Origin of the sequence: Hydrotalea sp., from assembly GCF_049968455.1 — a bacterium.
Taxonomy (GTDB): Bacteria; Bacteroidota; Bacteroidia; order Chitinophagales; family Chitinophagaceae; genus Hydrotalea.
On the sequence record NZ_JBMFQT010000003.1, the window covers coordinates 52,719 to 74,032 of the forward strand.

Below are 21,314 nucleotides of genomic sequence, written 5' to 3' on the forward strand. Positions count from 1 at the left end.
CAACAAATTAAACGGCATAACCAATTAAAATTCGTACAAGTATTGGTGGCTGAAAGAAAAAAATGATGAAGAATGGATCAAAATTTTAATCCGGATAAACAACATACCCTCGGAAAAAATGTAACCATTAATGGTACGGGATTGCATACCGGCATATTAGTAGAAATGAATTTAAAACCGGCAAATCCGGGTTTTGGTATTCAATTTCAACGTATCGATTTACCCGGACAACCTATTATTAAAGCCGATTGTGATTTAGTAACTGATACATCCAGAGGTACTACCCTGCAAGTTGGCGATGCCAAAGTAAGTACCGTTGAACATATTTTAGCTGCATTAGTTGGAATGGGCATAGATAATGTACTCATTGAAATTAATGGCCCCGAAATCCCTATTATGGATGGCAGCTCTGCACCATTCATTAACTTTATTGAAGAAGCAGGTATTATTGAACAAGATGCGGCAAAAGCCTGGTATAGCATTGATGAAAATATTTATTTGTACGATGAGAAGAAACGTGTTGAAATGGTAGCCATGCCTGCTATTGATTACCAAATAACCACTTTAATTGATTTTAATAGTCCTGTATTAGGTACGCAACATGCTGGCTTAAAATCCATAAAAGATTTTAAAAATGAAATTGCGCCCTGCCGCACATTTGTTTTTTTACACGAACTGGAAATGTTGTTAGAAAACAACTTAATTAAAGGCGGTGATATTAATAATGCTATTGTAGTAGTTGATAAGCCTTTGACTGATGCAGAAATAGACCGCTTAGCAAAAACTTTTAAACGTGAAAAAATTGAAGTAAAAAGCGAAGGCTATTTAAACAATTTAGAATTACGCTTTCCCAATGAACCTGCTCGTCACAAACTATTAGATGTAGTGGGCGATTTGGCTTTAATCGGCTACCCCATTAAAGCAAGGATTATTGCTAACAGGCCTGGCCACAGTACTAATGTTGATTTTGCTAAAAAAATAAAACAGTACATCAAGAAAAACAAACATGTAAAAGATGTTCCGGTATATAACCCTGCAACACCATCTATTTTTAATTTGCAGCGGATTGAAAAAACTTTACCGCATCGTTTCCCATTCTTGCTAGTTGATAAAATTATTGAACTGACCGACACCTATATTGTTGGAATTAAGAATGTAACCTTTAACGAGTGGTTTTTTCAGGGCCATTTCCCCAATAACCCTGTAATGCCTGGAGTTTTACAAATTGAAGCTTTGGCGCAAACTGGGGGTATATTATGTATCAATTCATTGCCGGAAGGCGATTATGATACCTATTTTTTGAAAATAGATAATTGTAAGTTTAAGCAGAAAGTTTTACCTGGCGATACAATGATTTTAAAAATGGAGTTTGTAAGCCCCATTAGAAGAGGCATATGCGAAATGCGCGGTACGGTGTATGTAGGTGGTAAAGTGGCTACGGAGGCAAACCTGGTTGCTCAACTGGTAAAACGTAACTAAACCTTAAACTATCCTTAATATTTTATATTTTACAACGGCCAGTAAACGTTGGCCCATTTTTTAAAGTCTATGTTGCCATGCTGGCAACCATAGAACAAATACCTAAAACAAAGCGGATGACACATCCCTATACTTACATAGATCCTAATGCTAAAATAGCTGCGAATGTAAAAATTGACCCCTTTACCGTTATTCATGGCGATGTGCAAATTGGGGAAGGTACCTGGATAGGTAGTAATGTTACCATTATGGATGGTACCAAAATTGGTAAAAATTGCAGAATTTTTCCGGGAGCTGTAATTGGCGCTATTCCGCAAGATTTAAAATATAATGGTGAAAAAACCACTGTAGAAATTGGCGATCATACCACTATTCGAGAATTTGTAACCATCAATAGGGGTACTTCAGATAAATGGAAAACTGTTGTTGGCAACCATTGCTTAATAATGGCTTACAGCCATATTGCCCACGATTGTATTATTGGTAATAATTGTATTTTAAGTAATAGTGTTCAAGTAGCCGGCCACGTTGTAATGGGCGATTGGGCTTGGATTGCCGGTGTAAGTGCCGTGCACCAATTTGTAAATATTGGACAGCATGCCTACATTGCGGGTGGTAGTTTGGTTAGTAAAGATGTACCCCCTTATATTAAAGCCGTTCGTAACCCACTAAGCTATGGCGGGGTAAATAGTGTAGGTTTGAAAAGAAGAGGATTTGAATTAGAAAAAATCAATCATATTATTGATATCTACCGCATTATTTTCAATAAAGGATTTAATACTTCTCAAGCACTGGCATACATTGAAGAAGAGTTACCTGCCAGCGATGAGCGCGATGAAATTGTAACTTTTATTAGAGAAAGTGGTCGCGGCATTATAAAAAAATATGCTTCAGGCATTCCCGATGAAGATTAATTGTTTACTTTTCGGCAATGTTTTACCCAATGACCATTGAATTACAAAAGGCAGGCAAAAAATTTAATCGTGACTGGATTTTTAGAAACGTAAGTTTTACATTTTCGCCAGCAAAAGCCTATGCTATAACTGGGCCTAATGGCAGCGGCAAAAGCACTTTGCTGCAAGCCATTGCAATGTCTATTCGGGTGAATGAAGGAAAGTGCTTTTGGAATCAGGAAAGCAATAAACCCCTCAACGAAGATGCCGTTCACCAATATTTAGCCATTGTAGCACCTTACTTAGATGTAATTGAAGAAATGACCGCAACGGAATTTTTACAATTTCATGTCCGCTTTAAACCCTTATTACCCAATATTTCCATTGCAGCTATGTTAGAAGAAGTAGGCTTATCTTCAGCAGCTAACAAACAAATTCGCTATTACAGCAGCGGTATGCTACAAAGGGTAAAATTAGCACAAGCTTTTTTTTCAGATGTGCCGGTATTACTACTTGATGAGCCTTGCACCAATTTAGATGCAGAGGGATATGCCCTTTATCATCGCTTAATTGAAAAATATGCCGCCAACAGAACAATTATTGTAAGCAGTAATGATGCAGCAGAAATAGATTTTTGCAAAGAAGTAATTAAACTTACCGACTTTAAATGAGCCATCCATTATCTTCGGCTGGCTATTAATAAATTCAAATCGCTATATTTTAAATTGAATTTCTGACTCAAATAAAAATCAGTTAAAGCACCTTTAAACAAGTAAATACCTTCACGCAAGTTAATACTGTGCCAAACCATTTCTTCCATTCCCCCTTCATCACTAATTTCCAGCAAAAGCGGCATCAATACATTGCTAATAGCCTGGCTGGCAGTTCGAGCAAATCCACTAGGAATATTAGGTACACAGTAATGTATAACGTTATGTTTTAAAAATACCGGTTTTTCGTGTGTAGTTAATTCACTGGTTTCAAAACAACCTCCTCTATCAATAGCCACATCAATTACAATACTCCCCGGCCTCATAGAAGCTACCATTTCCTCTGTTACCACTACCGGAGCACGGCCATAGTCGCTACTTAAAGCTCCAATTGCCACTTCGCAGGTTTTTAATTGCTTTGATAAAATACCCGGTTCTAAAACGCTTGTCCATACTCTATGCCCCAAATTATTTTGAAGTTGCTTTAGTCTATAGACATTATTATCAAATACTTTTACACTTGCACCCAATGCCATAGCATTACGGGTAGCCACCTCACCTACAGTGCCGGCACCAATTATAATTACTTTAGTTGGTGGTATGCCACTCACACCTCCTAATAAAACCCCTTTGCCTTTATTAAAACTACTTAAATATTGACCGGCAATTAACATTAAAGCACCTCCGGCAATTTCACTCATGCTTCGAACAATAGGATAGCTGCCGTGTTCGTCTTTTAAATTTTCAAAACTTAATGCCGTAATTTTTTTTTCCATCATTTTTTCTAAAATTTCAACTTTTAATGCTGAATGATGGATAGGTGAAATAATGGTTTGATGCATTTGCAATAAAGGCAAATCTTCAAGTACAACCGGTGCGCTTTTTAAAAGTAGTGGTGCTTTAAAAACCGCTTCATGGTTGTAAACAATGTTTGCCCCTGCATTTACATAATCGGCATCGGTATAATTACTGCCCTCACCTGCTTTATGTTCAACAATAACTTTATGGCCATTCATTACCATTACCCTAACTGCTTCGGGTGTAAGAGAAATTCGATTTTCCTGAAATGCAGTTTCTTTAGGCAACCCAATTTCAAGTGGAAGTCCTTGCGGCTTTATGTCTAATGTTTCCTCTAATGTTTCATAGCTAAAAGAAGTGGTAATAATGGGCCGTTTTGAAGACATAATTTTACTTTAAAAAAAAGATAAATAAGAGTTATAAAAATACAATAATTCTTACAATTAAATGTCAAGATAAGGTTTTGTAATTATTTTGGTAATCAATCGCCGCGTTTGTGCATCAATTACTAAAATTTCAATAACAAAAGCGGTTTCAGGTAAAATACCAAGTGCTTTTTCTGGCCATTCAATCCAACACAAAGCATCCTGCACCAACTCATCAATTCCCGCATTAATGGCTTCATCTTCATCTTTAATTCTATACCAATCCATATGGTAAATTAGTTTACCATTGGCTGCTTCATATTCATTTACCAATGTATAAGTGGGACTGCTAACCGGATCTATCACACCAAAATATTGTGCCAAAGCATTTATTAAAGTTGTTTTTCCTGCCCCCATTTCCCCCTTAAACAACCAAGTTAAATTGCTTTCGCCTTCTTTTGCTAAAAGAGGAACAATGTGTGTTAATTCATGTAATTGGTAGGTAACATCCATAACACAAAGATATTCCTGCTTAAGTATCTACCGAACTCCTAAAATAAAGTAATTTTACAGTATGGAAAATGTATCGTGGAAAGTAGAAGGAATGAGTTGTACCAATTGTGCCCTAACCATTCATAAATACTTAGAAGAAAAAGGAATGGACAATGTAAAAGTTAATTTTATAGGGGGCGAAGTAAACTTCGATTTAAAGGATACCTCCCAAAAAACCATTTTAATAAAAGGCATTGAAAACTTAGGATACCATATAAAAAACGATAATATTGAACCTGTTTCTCCCCCTAAAAATTTTTTAAAAAAACTCAATTTTCACAACAACGGACAGCGGTTTATATTCAGTGCCATTTTTACCATTCCTTTAATGTTACACATGTTTGTACATATTCATTTTTTAATGAACCCATATGTACAATTAGCCCTTACCATTCCGGTGTATTGGGTTGGAATGCGTTTTTTTGGTAAAAGCGCCTTTAAAAGTTTAAAAGGGGGCATTCCTAACATGAATGTGTTAATTACACTGGGAGCCACTTCTGCTTTTATTTACAGTATTTATGGAATGATGATTAGCAAAGCTGCTGATTATATGTTTTTTGAAACTACTGCAGCCATTATTACCCTGGTTTTTTTAGGCAATTGGCTTGAAGATAAATCCGTAAAAAGCACACAAAAAACCATTAATAACCTTGCAGTGAGCCAAAAAACAAAAGCTCATATGATTGCTTTTGATGATCAACACCAAGAACAAATTTTTGAAGTAGAAAGTGAAACTTTAAGAGTAGGCGATTTGATTTTAATTAAGAGCGGTGAACCGGTTCCGATGGATTGTAAAATTTTATGGGGTGAAGCAAAAGTAAACGAAGCCATGCTTACCGGCGAATCAATACCGGTGTATAAATCGCAAAAAGATTTATTAATTGGCGGAAGTACTTTGGAAAGCGGCAGTGTAAAAGCACAAGTAACAGCAGTTGGAAAAGATACAGTGCTAAGTAATATCTTACAATTAGTAAAAGAAGCACAGGCAGAAAAACCGCCCATTCAACAATTAGCGGATAGAATTAGTGCCATATTTGTTCCTACTGTAGTTAGCCTTGCTATACTAACTGTGATAGGCAACTATTTATTTACTTCCATTGGTTTTGGTAGCAGTTTATTACGCGGCATTGCAGTATTGGTTATTTCATGTCCTTGTGCCATGGGTTTAGCTACACCTGCAGCTATTGCTGTTGGATTGGGACGAGCAGCAAGAAAAGGAATTCTATTTAAAAATGCCCGTAGCCTTGAGGTTTTCAGAAATATTCAGCAAGTTGTATTCGATAAAACAGGAACCCTTACTACCGGACATTTTTCAATTACTGATTATGTAACTACCATTGATACCGTTACCTTTCAAAGCATCGTTGTATCGTTGGAAAAATATGCAGCTCACCCTATTGCCAAAGCCATTGTAAAAGAATGGAAAGCAGAGAAACCCATACAATTTGCTTCTATTGAAGAAATTAAAGGTTTAGGAATGCGAGCCATTGACAAAGAAGGGAATGAATATATGGCTGTATCCTATAAAGCAGTAAGCCATTTAACTGATGACAATACACATAATGTTTATATTACAAAAAACAATGAATTAATTGGTTGGCTGAATGTGGATGACACATTGCGTCCTGAAGCAATTGATGTAATAAAGCAATTACATAAAAACAACATTCAAACCATTTTATTAAGTGGCGACTCAAGAATCAAATGTCAGCGAGTGGCCGCACAAGCCGGTATTGATGGCTTTTATGCTGAACAAACTCCTGAACAAAAATTACAAACCATTGCCCAACTTTCAGCCAAAGCTCCTACTGCAATGGTTGGCGATGGCATTAACGATGCACCTGCTTTAGCAAAAGCTACGGTAGGCATTTCACTAAGTGATGCATCGCATATAGCCATGCAAAGTGCGCAGGTTGTTTTAATGAATCATGGACTTACACATTTGCCTTTAGCATTAGGGTTGGGAAAACATACTTATAAAACCATTCGTGAAAATTTATTTTGGGCATTTTTCTATAACATTATAGCCATTCCAATTGCAGCATTTGGTTACCTAAACCCGGCTTTAGGTGCATTAGCCATGGGTTTAAGTGATGTGGTTTTGGCTATAAATAGCATTCGCTTACACTATAAAAAAGTGGTTTAATCTTTTTTTCTAAAAGTAGATGGGTTTCGCTTGTTGTGCCAATTGAAATTGCAATTGCATATTGTTTTGCATTAATTCCTTTTGAATGATTGTTGCTACATTTTTTTCCGGCTTAATGTGTGTAACAATAATTTTTACTTTTTTCAATGCATCATTACCCGTAAAACCATGTAGCACTTGCATTTCCTGCAATAATAATTTAGGAGTAAGATGCCCAAACAACTGCGTTTCAGGTTGTTTATTGGAATATGAAACTTCAATAAAAATGGCTTTTAATTGTTGCTTTTTTACCAAAGGAGCAACAGATTGCCATAATTCTTTCAAATGTGAACTATGCTCAATGTTATCGGCACCGGTATCACCTAAATACAACACATAATTATTGGAATAACGAACCAGAAAAGCCGTGCTTTGATAGTTGCTTCCATGGCTTAAAACAAAGGGAGTTACAAACATATTAGTTCCTGCTAAAGCTACTTCTTGTTGCGCCTGTAAACTTACATAATGGTATTTATTTAATAAAGGTGGAGAACCGGCATCTCCAAAATTGGCCCAGCTTTGCCAAGTAAAGTAATTATTCTCTAAAACTTGTAAGCAATAAGGCATTGCATAAATATTTTTTTTTCTGTCGTTAGGTGAATTAATAATTAAACCGGCAACATGGTCTAAATGTGCATGACTAATACAGTAACCTTTAATTGAATCTTGCAAAACCGCTGATACACTGGTATTTTGTAAAACTTTTGTTTGAATAGCTTTTTCAATACCGGAATATATAGTACCTGCATCTAAAGCAATATAGCCGGGTTGCCCTTTTACGCCTAATAAATAAGCCGAAAGGTTGCTTTCATTTAAACCGCCTTCTACTCCCAAAGGTATTACTTTGAATACCGTACTTTGAGCTATTAAGTTGTAACAACTCAATAAAAAAAACAATACAACAAGGCGATACCGTAATTTTTGCATAAAAATATTTTTTATTAGCTAATTAGCATATTGAAAAAATCAGGCTGTAAATTATTGGTTCTTATTTATTTTTATACAAATTTTTTACAACCTACATTTACTGTTTCACTAAATACTGGAAATCATGCAACAATCACCCAAACAAATATTAAAACAGTATTGGGGTTATGATGATTTCAGGGGATTGCAACTACCTATTATTGAATCGGTGCTGGCAGGTAACGACACCTTGGCTTTGTTGCCAACCGGGGGTGGAAAATCCATTTGTTTTCAAGTACCAACACTTATAAAAGGAGGAATGGCATTGGTTATTTCTCCGCTTATTGCTTTGATGACGGACCAAGTAATGCACTTACAAAATATAGGCATTTCAGCCGTTGCCATAGAAAGCAGCTTAAGCGCTTTTGAAATTAAAGTAATATTAGAAAAAGCAATAGAAGGTAAATTTTCTTTTTTATATGTTTCGCCGGAAAGATTACAAAGTCCACAGTTTTTAGATTATTTACCCGATATGCCATTATCGGTGGTTGTAGTAGATGAAGCACATTGCATTTCACAATGGGGTTATGATTTTAGGCCTTCTTATTTAAATATAGTTGAAATTAAAAAATACATCAATGCGGTACCGTTTATTGCCCTCACTGCATCAGCAACAAGTATTGTACGAGATGACATTATTGAACAACTGCGACTAAAAAATCCAGCTATTTTTAGTCAATCGTTTTATCGTAAAGGTTTAAGTTATTCAGTTATACCTACAAACAGTAAAATAAATACTACCGTTGATATGCTTAAACAAAATGATGGTAGTAGTTTGGTTTATTGCAGTACGCGGAAACAATGTCGCGAAGTGGCTCATCTATTGCAATTACAAGGACTAAATACCGATTTTTATCATGCAGGCTTAACAAAAGAGGAACGACAAAACAAGCAACAGGCTTGGATTCAAAATAAAATACGCATAATGGTTTGCACCAATGCCTTTGGCATGGGCATTAATAAAACAGATGTTCGCAATGTAATCCATTACAACATTCCCGATTGTATAGAAAATTATTACCAGGAAGCAGGACGAGTTGGTCGCGACAACAATGGGGGTAATGCAGTATTATTATATCAGCCAGGCGACTTGGACCAATTACAACTACTGCCCGAAAAAAAATTTCCTTCCATTAATACTATTCAAACGGTATATCAAGCCATTGCAGATTATTTACAATTACCCGTAGGTGTTGGCCAAGGTAATTATTATGAATTTAATGTAGAAAAGTTTTTACAACATTTTAAGTTAGATGCAGTAACTGTAATGAATGTGCTAAAAGTATTAGAGCAAGAAGGTCATTTGTCGTTCACAGAGGCGGTATTTGCACCCTCGCAAATAATGTTTTTAGTAGATAAAGATGTGTTATTTGAATTTCAAAAGAACCTACCTGCCTTTGAAGCCATTACTCAAACTTTATTAAGAACCTATCAAGGAATTTTGAATAACTATGTTACTATTTATGAAAGACAAATTGCCAAAAATGCAAAAATAAGTTATGATAGTGCCCGCGAACAATTAGAAAAATTAAATCAGCTAAAAATAATTTCTTATAAACCTCAAAAAGAAACACCACAAATTTATTGGTTATTGAATCGGGCACCTGCAGCTAGTTTAACCTTAAATTTTGAACAATATTTTGCCCGAAAACAAAATTATGAAGAACGTATTGGTGCCATGTTAGATTATACAACCAATACCACAGAGTGTCGCAGCCGGTTAATTGGCAGCTATTTTTCAGACAAACAAACGCAACATTGTGGCATTTGCGACAATTGTTTAAAAAATAAAAAAAAAATTTTCACTGCAAATGAATACAAAAAAATTCAGACAGTAATTTTAAATTCAATTCCTGCAAATGGAATTGAATTAAGCAACATAATTCAACTTTTTACAAGTGAAGAGCAAACAGCAGTACATGAGGTGATTCAACAATTAATTGAAGCAAAAAAAATTCACATGAATAATCATCAACAGATTTACAAGGTTTAAAAAATTGTTTTTTTACAAATCTTCCTCCCTTTCTAACATTAAGATAGCATTTTGAGGAACAATAAAGTATTTCTCCCCTTCATACAGTAATTCAGTTGCCCCACTTAGTAAAAACAAAGCAAGATCACCTTCTTTAGCTTGCAAAGGAATATATTTCACTTGTTCTTCCTCCGTTTTCCAAGGTTCATTTTCAACCGGAAGAGGAATAGCATATCCGGGTCCTGTTTTAATGATGTAACCTTGTTGAACTTTTTCCTTTTCCTGAACACCCGGGGGTAAATAAAGTCCACTTGTAGTTTGCTCATTGGGCTTGGAAGGTTTAATTAAAACCCTGTCGCCAATAATAATCAGTTTCTTTAATTTATTATCCTGTGTAATCATCATAGGCACAGTTTTCTAATCTTAACAAGCAAAAATGGTAACAGTTGGGTTGATTTGAAAAATGTTATTTTAAAAACGCAAAATTAGTAATATCTTTAAAGGAAAATAAACGTTTTTTAACAAAAGATTGCGCCTCTCTTAGCATGAATTATTACTAATATGAAGTTTATTTGATAAACATAAAAACAAGCACGGCTATGGAAGAAAAAAAGAAATACAAAATTTTGCTTTGTGAAGACGATACCAACTTAGGAATGGTATTAAAAAATTATTTAGAGCTGAATGATTATGATGTAGTATTGGAGAGAGATGGTAGATTGGGTTTAGCCGCCTTTCAGCGAGAGAAATTTGATATTTGTTTATTAGATGTTATGATGCCAAATGTAGATGGTTTTACTTTGGCGGAAGAAATTAGAGACGTTGATCCGGATATTCCTTTGTTCTTTTTAAGCGCAAAAACCATGAAAGAAGATGTTGTGCAGGGTTATCGATTAGGAGCAGATGATTATATTACCAAGCCATTTGACAGTGAAGTACTTTTACTGAAAATTAAAGCCATATTAAAGCGCAACGAAGAGGAAAATCGTATAAATGATAACGTGGAATTTGATTTAGGTGCTTACCATTTCAATCCTAAATTAAGAGAGCTTTCACACAATGGTCAAACTCACACACTTTCCCCTAAAGAAAATGAGTTATTAAAAATGTTGGCCGAACATAAAAATGATCTTCTACCCCGCGAAAGAGCATTGAAAAAAATTTGGGGCAGTGATACCTATTTCAATGGAAGAAGTATGGATGTTTATATTGCCAAATTGCGTAAATATTTGAAAGACGATACCAATATTGAAATAGTAAATATTCACGGCAACGGTTTCCGATTAGTTGCTCCATAAATTAAATAAAAGCTTTGAAATAAAAAATGAGGCTGTTTCAAATTGCAGCCTCATTTTTTTATGTAGTAAGTACGCTAAAAGTGTGTTTTTATTAAAGATTTTTATTCATTAAATAAATCGGGTTGTTTTCCTTTAGGCCCATGTTTACCCAAATGTTGGTAAGCCTTGGCAGTAACTTCCCTACCCCTTGGGGTGCGCTGTAAGAAACCTTCTTGAATTAAAAAAGGTTCATATACTTCTTCAATAGTTCCTGCTTCTTCACCTACTGCGGTAGCAATGGTAGTAATACCAACAGGCCCTCCTTTAAATTTTTCAATAATGGTAAGCAAAATGCGATTATCCATTTCATCTAAGCCAAACTCATCCACATTCAAAGCTTTTAAAGCATGTTGTGTAATCCCTATATCAATTTTACCATCATTCAATACTTGTGCAAAATCGCGAACACGACGCAATAAACCATTGGCAATACGCGGCGTTCCCCTGCTTCTTCGGGCAATTTCAAATGCTGCTTCTTCAGTAATGGGCACATTTAAAATTATGGCACTTCGTTTAATAATTTTTTGAAGCGTAGTTGCAGGATAATATTCCAAGCGAGACTTGATTCCAAACCTCGATAAAAGCGGGGCTGTAAGTAAGCCACTTCGTGTTGTTGCCCCCACTAATGTAAAAGGATTAATGTTAAGTTGAATACTTCTGGCATTGGGCCCGCTATCAATCATGATATCAATCCTAAAATCCTCCATAGCAGCATACAAATATTCTTCTACAACCGTACTTAAGCGATGGATTTCATCAATAAATAAAACATCATTGGGCTCTAAATTGGTAAGCAACCCTGCCAAGTCACCCGGTTTTTCAATTACAGGACCACTGGTTTCTTTAATATTTACCCCTAATTCGTTGGCAATAATTCTGCTTAAAGTTGTTTTCCCTAAACCGGGTGGGCCATGAAACAAAATATGATCAAGTGCTTCTCCTCGAATTTTTGCAGCTTTAATAAAAATAATCAGGTTTTCAACCAATTGTGGCTGACCGGAAAAATCGTCTAATTCCTTTGGCCGAATCGTATTCTCAAATTCTTTATCAGCCAAGTTCATTTGTTCTTTATTACTATTTAAATTAGGATTTGCCATTGTGTACTCAATGTAATAATTTTAGCAACATTAACTGCTTTCCCATTTAGTCAGTGCAGTGCTATATTTTGGTAAAACTACAAAAACAATAGCAACAAAATGATGCGGGTACATTTTATACAACATGTTCCATTTGAAAACCCCGGAACCCTTTTGCAATGGGTAAAGAAGAAGGAATATCAAATACACATTACACGTGTTTTTAATGATGAACTTTTTCCTGCTGCTGACTCATACGATTTATTGATAATTATGGGCGGGCCTATGGGTGTGCATCAAGAAAAGAAATTTAAATGGATGACGGCTGAAAAAAATTGTATTGAAGAAGCTATTAGCGAAAAAAAATGGGTTTTAGGTATTTGTTTAGGCGCTCAACTAATTGCCAGTGTTTTAGGTGCGGGGGTTTTTGCACATGTTGAACAAGAAATTGGTTGGTGGCCAATTTATGCTTCAACAAACCATCCACTTCCTAACCTATTGACACCCAATTTCCATGCTTTCCATTGGCATGGCGATACTTTCGACCTACCGCATATGGCTCAACAACTATTCTATTCTAATGCTTGCTCACAGCAGGGTTTTATATACGATAATCACGTATTGGCACTACAATTTCATCCGGAAATTGAAATGCATTTGCTTTTACAAATGTTACAACATGGCAAACACGAATTAACCAATACCAGCTATGTTCAAAGTGAGCATTTAATTATTAAGCAAACTGAAAAATTCCTTCCTGATCAGTTCCCATTTTTACAAGAATTAATGAATAGATTTTTAATATCGGCAGAGCAATAGCCCAAAATTTCATTTTAGAAAATTTTATTAAAACTCATAATACATCATTTCGTAATACAGCGAGTGGCGACTGCTTTAAAATACCCCTTGTATTCAGCAAACCGATGGCAACTGTAACAAAACAAATAATAAGTACCAATAAAGCAAGCGGGAAAAATTGAATAGTAAAATTGGTTTCAAAAATATAAACAGCAAGTAACCACGCAGCAATTACACCTAAAATAATCCCTGTTAAAGCAGCTAAAAATCCTAAGAAAAAATATTCAAAAGCATTTATGAAAAAAATTTGTTTGCTCGATGCGCCTAAAGTTCTTAATAACACCACTTCACGAATACGCTGATATTTACTTATATAAACAGAGGCTACAAATACAATTATACCCGTACAAATACTTAAACCTGCCATAAACTGAATAACAAAAGCAATTTTATGCAATAAACTATCTAATATCTGCAAAACCATGGCCAAATCGATTATTGAAACATTGGGAAATTGATTCAAAACTTTTTGCTGAAATAAAGCAGATTGATGTTTGTTTTGAATGTGTGTAAGTAACACCCAAAATTGCGGTGCACTTTCCAATACATTTTTGGGAAACACCACTAAAAAATTAGTTTGTAAATTTCCCCAATCAACTTTTCTAAAACTACCAACAATAGTGGGCACCAATAAACCCTGTACATTAAAAGTTAGGGTATCACCAAGCTTCACACCATTTCTTTTGGCATAATTACCTTCCATTGAAATATGCGGCAACCCAGTGCCGTTATATGTACCTTCCCATTTGCCACTTTCAATTTTTTCTGTATTGGTGAGTGTGTCACGATAAGTTACCCGATATTCTCTTCTGAATAACCATTTGGGAACTTGTTGATTAGTATCACTTAACGCACGATTAGCACTTAAACTATTTAATGTCGAAATCCGCACATTTACAATCGGCACCCAATTATTATAAGGTACATTTACTTTCTTAGCCAAACTATCAATGCCTGATTTTTGACCTTGCTGAATATCAAAAAGAACCATATTTGGCTGGTTGGTTGCAGCAGTTATTTGCATTCGATGCAACAACACGGTTTGCAATAACATTAAAATACTAATGAAAGCAGTTCCCAACCCAATACTTATCATTAATAAAGTAGTTTGATTGTTAGGTCTATACAAATTAGCAAGTGCTTGCCGAACAACATAACTACTATTGGTTGGGAAAAATCGGCGCACAACAAAACGTAATAATTGGGCAACCCAACTCAATAACAACAAAGCAACACCAATCCCAATAGTAAACTGTACAGCTTGTACAGTACTTTTCATTTGCATATGCGCAAATGCCCATATAAACAAAGCAATTAGAACATAAATAATTGAATTTACTGAACCACTTTGTTTAGTCTTTGCTTCAAAATCCATACGCACAGCCAATAAAGGACTAATTTTTCTAATAGCCATAAGCGGTAAAAAGGTGAAAAGAATGGCCATTATTAAACCTATTACAATACCCTGTCCTACTGCTTTCCAAGACACCGCAGTTGAAACATTTACAGGTAGAAAATTTTTTAAAACGACTGGTAAAAACTGTTGTATTCCAATACCTAATAATCCACCTAATATTGCACCTAACAAAGCTGTCATCATAATTTGAATAAAATAAATGGCAAATGCCTGATAAGATGTAACACCTAAGCATCTTAACACTGCAATACTGTTTACTTTTTCTTTAATATATACATTTACAGCGCTTGCAACGCCCATACAACCTAATATCAATGCAATAAAACCCACTAATGATAAAAAACGAGTTAAATCGGCAAAATATCGGCTGGTACTTTCTTTTTGTGTTGCTACTGAATCAATATTAGCGTCATTCTTTTGAAAAAAATCACGATATTTTTTTACCCACTCATCAATAGTTTGCTTTTGAATAGGATTAAAATAATATTGGTAACTAGCGCGACTGCCTTTCTGTAATAATCCGGTTTCTGATAAATAGGAAAGTGGAATGTAAACTACCGGTGCAATAGTTGTAACAAAGCCTGTTTGCCCGGGAGCATTCAATAGTTTGCCGGCAATTACAAAGTTTAAATTACCAACTTGAATGGTATCGCCAACATTAGCATTGTATTGCAGCATTAAAGTTGCATCAACCAAAGCCGACTGTTGGCCACGAAAACTTTTTGCTGCATATAAAGGATCAGTTTCTAACGAACCATAAAAAGGATAATTGCCTTGTAAAGCCTTTACCTGCACAAGCCGGCTTCCACCATTTTTTCTAAATACAACCATCGATGCAAAACTGCGTTGTTCGGCGTGTTGGCTTTCATTATTTAATGAATCAATGATATGCTGTACAGCTTTGTTTGGAGGTTGATTGGTAGTTATTCTAATATCTGCGCCTAACAGTTCAGCAGCTTGCGTATTTATGGCAGTGTTCAAATTATTGCTTAAAGAGTAAATAGCAACCAATGCGGCAATTCCGGTAATAACAGATAGGACAAATAAAAAAAGCCTGCTTCGGCTACGTCTGCTATCTCGCCAAGCCATCTTAAACAACCATCCTACTGATACTTTATTTTTGAAACTTGTTTCCATTCAAAAAAATATATTGCGTAATTGTATTTCGAATAAAAGCTTTACTAAGCATGATTATTCAATGACACTGCCATAGAATCTTGTTCAATTTTACCGCCTTTCAAACGAATAATACGTTGTGTTTTTGCGGCTAATTCAACATCATGTGTTACCAAAACCAATGTAGTACCGGCTGCTCTGTTCAAATCAAAAATTAAATGCACTATTATTTCACTGGTTTCAGCATCTAAATTACCCGTTGGCTCATCCGCAAATAATAATGCGGGTTTATTGGCAAAAGCTCGAGCAATAGCAATGCGTTGCTGCTCACCACCACTTAATTGTGCAGGATAGTGATGATGCCTGTTTGCCAGTCCTACTTTTTCTAACAACTCCATTGCGTTAGTTTTGGCATGCTTCTCACCTCTCAACTCAAGTGGAACCATCACATTTTCTAAAGCGGTAAGTGTAGGCATTAATTGAAAGTTCTGAAAAATAAATCCAACATATTTATTTCGAATAGCAGCCAATCCATCTTCACTTGATTGTTCTATTGATTGGCCATTTAACCATATTTTCCCATTGGTAGGTTTATCTAACCCTGCACACAAACCCAATAACGTTGTTTTACCACTACCCGATGGACCCACAATAGCTAATGTTGTTCCGGCTTCTACCGAGAAATTAATATTTTCCAGAACAGATAGTTCTTTTCCACCACTGGTATATATTTTATTTACCTGTTGAAGTTGCAATATATCTCCCATAATTTTTGTTTAAATTGCTTATGAATGTTGCACGAACCGAATGTTATCTGAAATTGTAAGTAAATAATAAGGCATCAATATAAAATTAAATCATTTCAAGTGTATCTTTTCATCAGTAACCTTACAAATAGCAACTTTATGAAAATAATGGGCTTTTATATAACAATGTGTGTTATACTGTTTACCGTAGCTTGCAATAATTCAACAAAATCTCACCAAAATGAAATAAATACAAACAGTATTCAATCCATAAAAGATTCAAGTAAAACAATTGTATTTTTTGGAAATAGCTTAACTGCAGGGTATGGTTTAGACCCTGAGCAAGCATTCCCGGCTATTATTCAACAAAAGATAGATAGTTTACATTTAAACTGGCAAATTGTTAATGCAGGAGTTAGTGGTGAAACTACTACAGCCGGATTAGCTAGAATAGATTGGATACTTCAAAAACCACTTAACATATTTGTATTAGAGTTAGGTGGCAATGATGGTTTAAGAGGTATACCACTTGAGGTTACGGAACAAAATTTGCAGGCTATGATTGATAAGGTAAAAGCAAAATATCCTTCTGCAAATATTGTTTTGGCCGGCATGCAATTACCCCCCAACTTAGGCATAAAGTACACAAAAGGTTTTGCAACAATTTATCCCAACCTTGCACAAAAAAATAATGTTATGCTCATACCCTTCTTATTAGAAGGGGTGGGTGGTAATCCTAATTTAAATCAACCGGATGGCATTCATCCTAATGCAGCAGGGGCAAAAATTGTGGCAGACAATGTTTGGAAAATCATTCATCCATTACTATAAAAAAAATCAAATTATTAAAGATTCCACCAGTAATTAAACTTCAACACCAATTCTCGGTTCTTAACCATAAATGGAGCAGGAAAATAATTATCGGTATATACCAAAAACAAGTCTGATGCAGGTTTATAGCGCCATTGCAATCTGCTGTTGATATTCAAATTGTTTAATTGATTATTGTATTGAACGTAAGTGGTAAAGTAAAAATTCTTAGTAAAAGTTAAATCTATACGTGGGCCTACCAAATAAAAAGGTGTATTACCCCATGGGGTAGGCAGCTGCAAATAGTTATAGCTGAAATTCATATTAATGTTTACAAAGGGCTGAAACCGATAACCAATGGTTGAATTAATAGCCAAATGTTTGCCATTTGCATAATAGCCTCCATAGCGAAATGAGCATGAATAAGTAAACAATTGTTGAGGTTGTGAGTTTATATCAAATCCAACGGTACTCCATTGATGTACAGAGCCTGTAATCAAAGAGTCTTTACCGGTATTAGTGGGATCAAAGGGTTGTAAAAGTTGCACATAATCATGAGCTGCATAAAAATCAACACTAAATTTATTTCGAAAGGTAATTAAATAAAGAAATGTATTTTCATAATCTGTTTTCTGCAACTGCGTATTAAAGTAATACGAAAAATTTAATTGTGGCCCATGGCTTAAAATGGGTCCGCCATTAGGAAAAAAATATCGAATAATCTGAGGATTAAAACGTATATAATTCGATCGTGGCACGTAGCCAGTTTCAGCTGAATAATTTTTCCCGACATATTCATAAGCGCCAATAATATTCCACTTACGACTGTTATAGTTAATGTTAGCTGCCTGAGCCCAGTCCTTTCCTGATATATCAGGACTAAAGGATTTTAATAATAACATTTTCCCGGTCCAAACATTATTAGGTGAAGCCAAATTATATTGCAAGCCTAAATTTCGATTGAAAGAAGAATAAATTGGTTTAGTACTATCTTTTCCGGGGTGATAATCAAGCGCTGTTTTATCAACATAAATGAATCCAATACTGGAACGCTGAAATACGCGTCGTTGTAAAGCTAAAACTGAAAAATTTTGGTTAGGCAAGTAACTACTGGTCATTTGTTGTGTTTCCATATCCATGGCTCCGATACGCCAATCTTTATTCAGTTTTCCACTTAATCGAACACCGGCATTAATGGGTGCATCTAAGCCAATTCTTCTGGAGAAAAATGGCTGAATATTCGTAATGCCAAAATCACCAAACAAATCATTATTCTCTAAAAAGAATTGTCGTTTTTCAGGATAGAACAATTCAAACCTACTTAAATTGGTTACTTGCTGATCTACTTCAACCTGCGAAAAATCAGGATGAAGGGTTAGATCCAAATTCAATGCTGGAGTTACAGATATTTTAGCATCCAAACCAACTCGCTGGTTAAGACTGCCGTTAGTGTTATTAGTATAGTCTTTTTGCCAATTGGTTAATAAATAAGGAATCAAAGAAATGTTTTTCTTATACAATGGTGGGGCTGAATCCAAAACTAATGTTCCTGTGTAAGCCAATGCTGCAGTTGGAAATTGTCGGGGAATGGGTGTCCAACTGGACTTTTCGGCTGTTTTTAAATCATTTCTGCTAAAATTAACGCCCCACTCTTTAATGCCGTTTTTGTATCGAATACTTTTAAAAGGAATGGCGGCTTCAAAAACCCAATAGTTATCATAATTTTTTACAACGGATACCCATTTGTTATCCCAATTTAAATCTACTTTTCCACCTTCATACATGGCACCATCCCATTCAGCACCTGCTGCATTGGCCCCAAAACTAAAACCATTGGTTTGATCATCAAATGGGTCTAAAAAGAAAATAAAATTGTCATTTTTTACAAAATTAAAATCGCGGTGTAATGACTCAACCATCATGTCGCTTTTTGTTGTATTATAGCAAATGGCCAGCATATAAATTTTAAGGTTATCGTATAACATACGAACCTCAGTTTTAACTTTTGCCAAACTGGTATCCATAGGTAACACCATAAAAAAATGATTGGCTACCGGTGCTATTTGCCAAACAGCTTCATCCATTTTACCATCAATTTTAATAGGGGTATGTATTTTATGCATTACATATTGAAAAGATGCATTCTTTTTTTGTGCAGAAGAATAATTTATGAAAATAATAAATAATATTATAAAGAAACAATATTTCATCATAGCAGTAGCAATGGCGCAGTACCGAAGTTATGTTCTACACTTAAAAAATGGTGGATATAAAGAGAAAATAGAACGTTATTTGATATCGGTCAATTACAATTATTAACTATTTAAACCATTTAGCTTGCTAATACAAATGACGTATTTATTATCATAGTTTAAACTTATTAAGTACATTACAGTCGAAACATGCCAATTCTGCAGTATATGAAAATAAAATTAACTTTTGTAAGTTTAGTTGCTTTAATGGTATTCTATTCTTGCAATAAAAAAACGACAACAGCAAATCCGGCCGGCATAGCAGATACCTTATATTTCCCTCCACAAAATACCACTGCATGGGAAACTGTTCCTGTTACCAATTTAGGATGGGATGCACAAGCTTTAAGTGGATTAATGCCCTATTTAAAAAGTAAAAACACAAAAGCATTCATTATTTTAAAAAATGGGAAAATTGCGTTTGAACAATACTTTGATAATTTTACTGCAGACAGCATTTGGTATTGGGCTTCTGCGGGTAAAACCATGACGGCTTTTTTGGTAGGCATTGCACAACAAGAAGGGTTATTGAATATTAATGATGTTTCCTCGAAATACTTGGGTACAGGATGGACATCAGCACCTCCAGATAAAGAAAATAAAATAACCATCCGACATCAACTAACGATGACCACGGGCTTAGATGATGGGGTATCCGATAATGATTGTACACTTCCATCGTGCTTGATTTATAAGGCTGATGCAGGTACACGATGGGCTTATCATACGGGTGCATATACACTTTTAGATCAGGTAATTGCAAATGCATCGGGTATGTCATTCAATAATTATTTTCAACAAAAAATTCGTAACCAAATCGGCATGACAGGAACATGGGTAAAAATTCCTAATTCAAACAATGTATATTACAGCAATGCACGAAGTATGGCAAGATTTGGATTATTGCTGTTGAATAAGGGCAAATGGGGAACATTGCCGATTTTAAACGATTCAATTTATTTCCAACAGCAAGTAAATACCTCACAAAATTTAAACTTAAGTTATGGTTATTTAACTTGGCTAAATGGAAAAAGTAGTTGCATGGTACCTAAACTACAAACGGTATTTCAACAAGCACTTATACCCAATGCACCGGCTGATATGTATGCAGCATTAGGTAAAAATGATCAAAAAATATACGTAGTACCTTCCCAAAAACTAGTGGTAATAAGAATGGGCAATGCTGCCGATAGTTCTCAACTTTCTGTTACAAATTTTGATAATGAATTATGGGGAAAATTGAAAGTAATTATGCATTTGTAAAATGAACAAAGAGTTGAATTCATTATTTGAAAAAACGATAGTATACTGAAATAGACCAATAAAAATAATTATTCAAATTTTCTTTTGTTGTTACTCCATCTAAAGTAATTGATGAAGGATTTAGAGGAAAAGCAATTTGTGGATTTAGGGAAATAGTAAAATGGGGCAAATCGTATATAATAGGCATGGAAACTCCTACATTCAACAATTGAAAGGCTGAAGCACTTTGCACCGTAATAGAGGTAGGAATGGGAGAACTATTTCCTGAACCTGAACCTTGCCCATTTCCACTTCCACCTTGTCCATTACCCGAACTGTTTGTATCCCTTTTACTGCTGTACCTACGAGTTGTATAGTAGGCATTATAATAATTTTGTGTACCCGCATTTAATTGCACCGTTGGGCTAATATTAATTTTATTTTGTAACAAATAAAAATCATGACTCAACTCAGTGCCTATGAAATAATCAGGTTGTGATGCAAAACTAAACATTCCATCTACATACCAATTCAATACAA

18 protein-coding genes are annotated in these 21,314 nt (G+C 35.1%); 9 read left to right on the forward strand and 9 right to left on the reverse strand.

Annotated features, from left to right (window positions below):
• The first annotated feature begins 72 nt into the window (after nt 1-72).
• The 3 genes from ACP5P5_RS02870 (at nt 73) to ACP5P5_RS02880 (ending at nt 3,043) form a co-directional block, all read left to right on the forward strand.
• Nucleotides 73-1,479: a bifunctional UDP-3-O-[3-hydroxymyristoyl] N-acetylglucosamine deacetylase/3-hydroxyacyl-ACP dehydratase gene (locus ACP5P5_RS02870; protein WP_428284606.1), complete on the forward strand. Its 1,407-nt coding sequence runs from the start codon at nt 73-75 to the stop codon at nt 1,477-1,479.
• 77 nt (nt 1,480-1,556) lie between these two features.
• Nucleotides 1,557-2,393: an acyl-ACP--UDP-N-acetylglucosamine O-acyltransferase gene (lpxA, locus tag ACP5P5_RS02875; protein WP_428284607.1), complete on the forward strand. Its 837-nt coding sequence runs from the start codon at nt 1,557-1,559 to the stop codon at nt 2,391-2,393.
• A gap of 29 nt (nt 2,394-2,422) precedes the next feature.
• On the forward strand, nt 2,423-3,043 hold the full coding sequence (locus tag ACP5P5_RS02880) for an ABC transporter ATP-binding protein (RefSeq protein WP_428284608.1): 621 nt from the start codon (nt 2,423-2,425) through the stop codon (nt 3,041-3,043).
• An 8-nt stretch (nt 3,044-3,051) separates the two neighbouring features.
• Here the strand turns inward: ACP5P5_RS02880 and ACP5P5_RS02885 are convergent, their stop codons facing one another.
• Both ACP5P5_RS02885 and tsaE read right to left on the reverse strand, forming a co-directional pair.
• Nucleotides 3,052-4,266: an alanine dehydrogenase gene (locus ACP5P5_RS02885; protein ID WP_428284609.1), complete on the reverse strand. Its 1,215-nt coding sequence runs from the start codon at nt 4,264-4,266 to the stop codon at nt 3,052-3,054.
• Nucleotides 4,267-4,323: 57 nt separating this feature from the next.
• Nucleotides 4,324-4,758: a tRNA (adenosine(37)-N6)-threonylcarbamoyltransferase complex ATPase subunit type 1 TsaE gene (tsaE, locus tag ACP5P5_RS02890; protein WP_428284610.1), complete on the reverse strand. Its 435-nt coding sequence runs from the start codon at nt 4,756-4,758 to the stop codon at nt 4,324-4,326.
• 61 nt (nt 4,759-4,819) lie between these two features.
• On the opposite strand from tsaE, the gene ACP5P5_RS02895 reads away from it, so the two are divergent.
• Nucleotides 4,820-6,943, forward strand: coding sequence for a heavy metal translocating P-type ATPase (locus ACP5P5_RS02895; RefSeq protein WP_428284611.1), 2,124 nt, complete (start codon nt 4,820-4,822; stop codon nt 6,941-6,943).
• Nucleotides 6,944-6,952: 9 nt separating this feature from the next.
• Here the strand turns inward: ACP5P5_RS02895 and ACP5P5_RS02900 are convergent, their stop codons facing one another.
• A complete protein-coding gene (locus ACP5P5_RS02900) occupies nt 6,953-7,909 on the reverse strand; it encodes an MBL fold metallo-hydrolase (protein WP_428284612.1) in 957 nt (318 codons plus the stop codon).
• A 124-nt stretch (nt 7,910-8,033) separates the two neighbouring features.
• Between ACP5P5_RS02900 and ACP5P5_RS02905 the strand changes: the two genes are divergently transcribed.
• The gene (locus ACP5P5_RS02905) at nt 8,034-9,941 is read left to right on the forward strand and encodes a RecQ family ATP-dependent DNA helicase (protein ID WP_428284613.1); all 1,908 of its coding nucleotides are present in this window, start codon (nt 8,034-8,036) and stop codon (nt 9,939-9,941) included.
• Between the two features lie 12 nt (nt 9,942-9,953).
• Here the strand turns inward: ACP5P5_RS02905 and ACP5P5_RS02910 are convergent, their stop codons facing one another.
• Nucleotides 9,954-10,325, reverse strand: a complete 372-nt coding sequence (locus ACP5P5_RS02910) for a co-chaperone GroES (protein ID WP_428284614.1) — start codon at nt 10,323-10,325, stop codon at nt 9,954-9,956.
• Nucleotides 10,326-10,519: 194 nt separating this feature from the next.
• Between ACP5P5_RS02910 and ACP5P5_RS02915 the strand changes: the two genes are divergently transcribed.
• Nucleotides 10,520-11,218, forward strand: a complete 699-nt coding sequence (locus ACP5P5_RS02915) for a response regulator transcription factor (RefSeq protein ID WP_428284615.1) — start codon at nt 10,520-10,522, stop codon at nt 11,216-11,218.
• Nucleotides 11,219-11,319: 101 nt separating this feature from the next.
• On the opposite strand, the gene ruvB is transcribed toward ACP5P5_RS02915, so the two are convergent.
• Complete coding sequence (ruvB, locus tag ACP5P5_RS02920; protein WP_428284616.1) at nt 11,320-12,354, reverse strand: Holliday junction branch migration DNA helicase RuvB; 1,035 nt, start codon at nt 12,352-12,354, stop codon at nt 11,320-11,322.
• A 99-nt stretch (nt 12,355-12,453) separates the two neighbouring features.
• Between ruvB and ACP5P5_RS02925 the strand changes: the two genes are divergently transcribed.
• Nucleotides 12,454-13,152 carry a type 1 glutamine amidotransferase gene (locus ACP5P5_RS02925; protein WP_428284617.1) on the forward strand — a complete coding sequence of 233 codons (699 nt, stop codon included), beginning with the start codon at nt 12,454-12,456 and terminating at the stop codon, nt 13,150-13,152.
• 34 nt (nt 13,153-13,186) lie between these two features.
• Here ACP5P5_RS02925 and ACP5P5_RS02930 read toward each other — a convergent pair whose 3' ends face one another.
• The gene (locus ACP5P5_RS02930; RefSeq protein WP_428284618.1) at nt 13,187-15,745 is read right to left on the reverse strand and encodes an ABC transporter permease; all 2,559 of its coding nucleotides are present in this window, start codon (nt 15,743-15,745) and stop codon (nt 13,187-13,189) included.
• 44 nt (nt 15,746-15,789) lie between these two features.
• A complete protein-coding gene (locus tag ACP5P5_RS02935; protein WP_428284619.1) occupies nt 15,790-16,491 on the reverse strand; it encodes an ABC transporter ATP-binding protein in 702 nt (233 codons plus the stop codon).
• 138 nt (nt 16,492-16,629) lie between these two features.
• Here ACP5P5_RS02935 and ACP5P5_RS02940 point away from each other — a divergent pair, with 138 nt between their 5' ends.
• Nucleotides 16,630-17,301 carry an arylesterase gene (locus ACP5P5_RS02940; protein ID WP_428284620.1) on the forward strand — a complete coding sequence of 224 codons (672 nt, stop codon included), beginning with the start codon at nt 16,630-16,632 and terminating at the stop codon, nt 17,299-17,301.
• Nucleotides 17,302-17,315: 14 nt separating this feature from the next.
• Here the strand turns inward: ACP5P5_RS02940 and ACP5P5_RS02945 are convergent, their stop codons facing one another.
• Nucleotides 17,316-19,403: a DUF5916 domain-containing protein gene (locus tag ACP5P5_RS02945; protein WP_428284621.1), complete on the reverse strand. Its 2,088-nt coding sequence runs from the start codon at nt 19,401-19,403 to the stop codon at nt 17,316-17,318.
• Nucleotides 19,404-19,700: 297 nt separating this feature from the next.
• Between ACP5P5_RS02945 and ACP5P5_RS02950 the strand changes: the two genes are divergently transcribed.
• A complete protein-coding gene (locus tag ACP5P5_RS02950) occupies nt 19,701-20,795 on the forward strand; it encodes a serine hydrolase domain-containing protein (protein WP_428284622.1) in 1,095 nt (364 codons plus the stop codon).
• A gap of 22 nt (nt 20,796-20,817) precedes the next feature.
• On the opposite strand, the gene ACP5P5_RS02955 is transcribed toward ACP5P5_RS02950, so the two are convergent.
• On the reverse strand, nt 20,818-21,314 hold a 497-nt coding region (locus ACP5P5_RS02955), incomplete at its 5' end, for a hypothetical protein (RefSeq protein WP_428284623.1).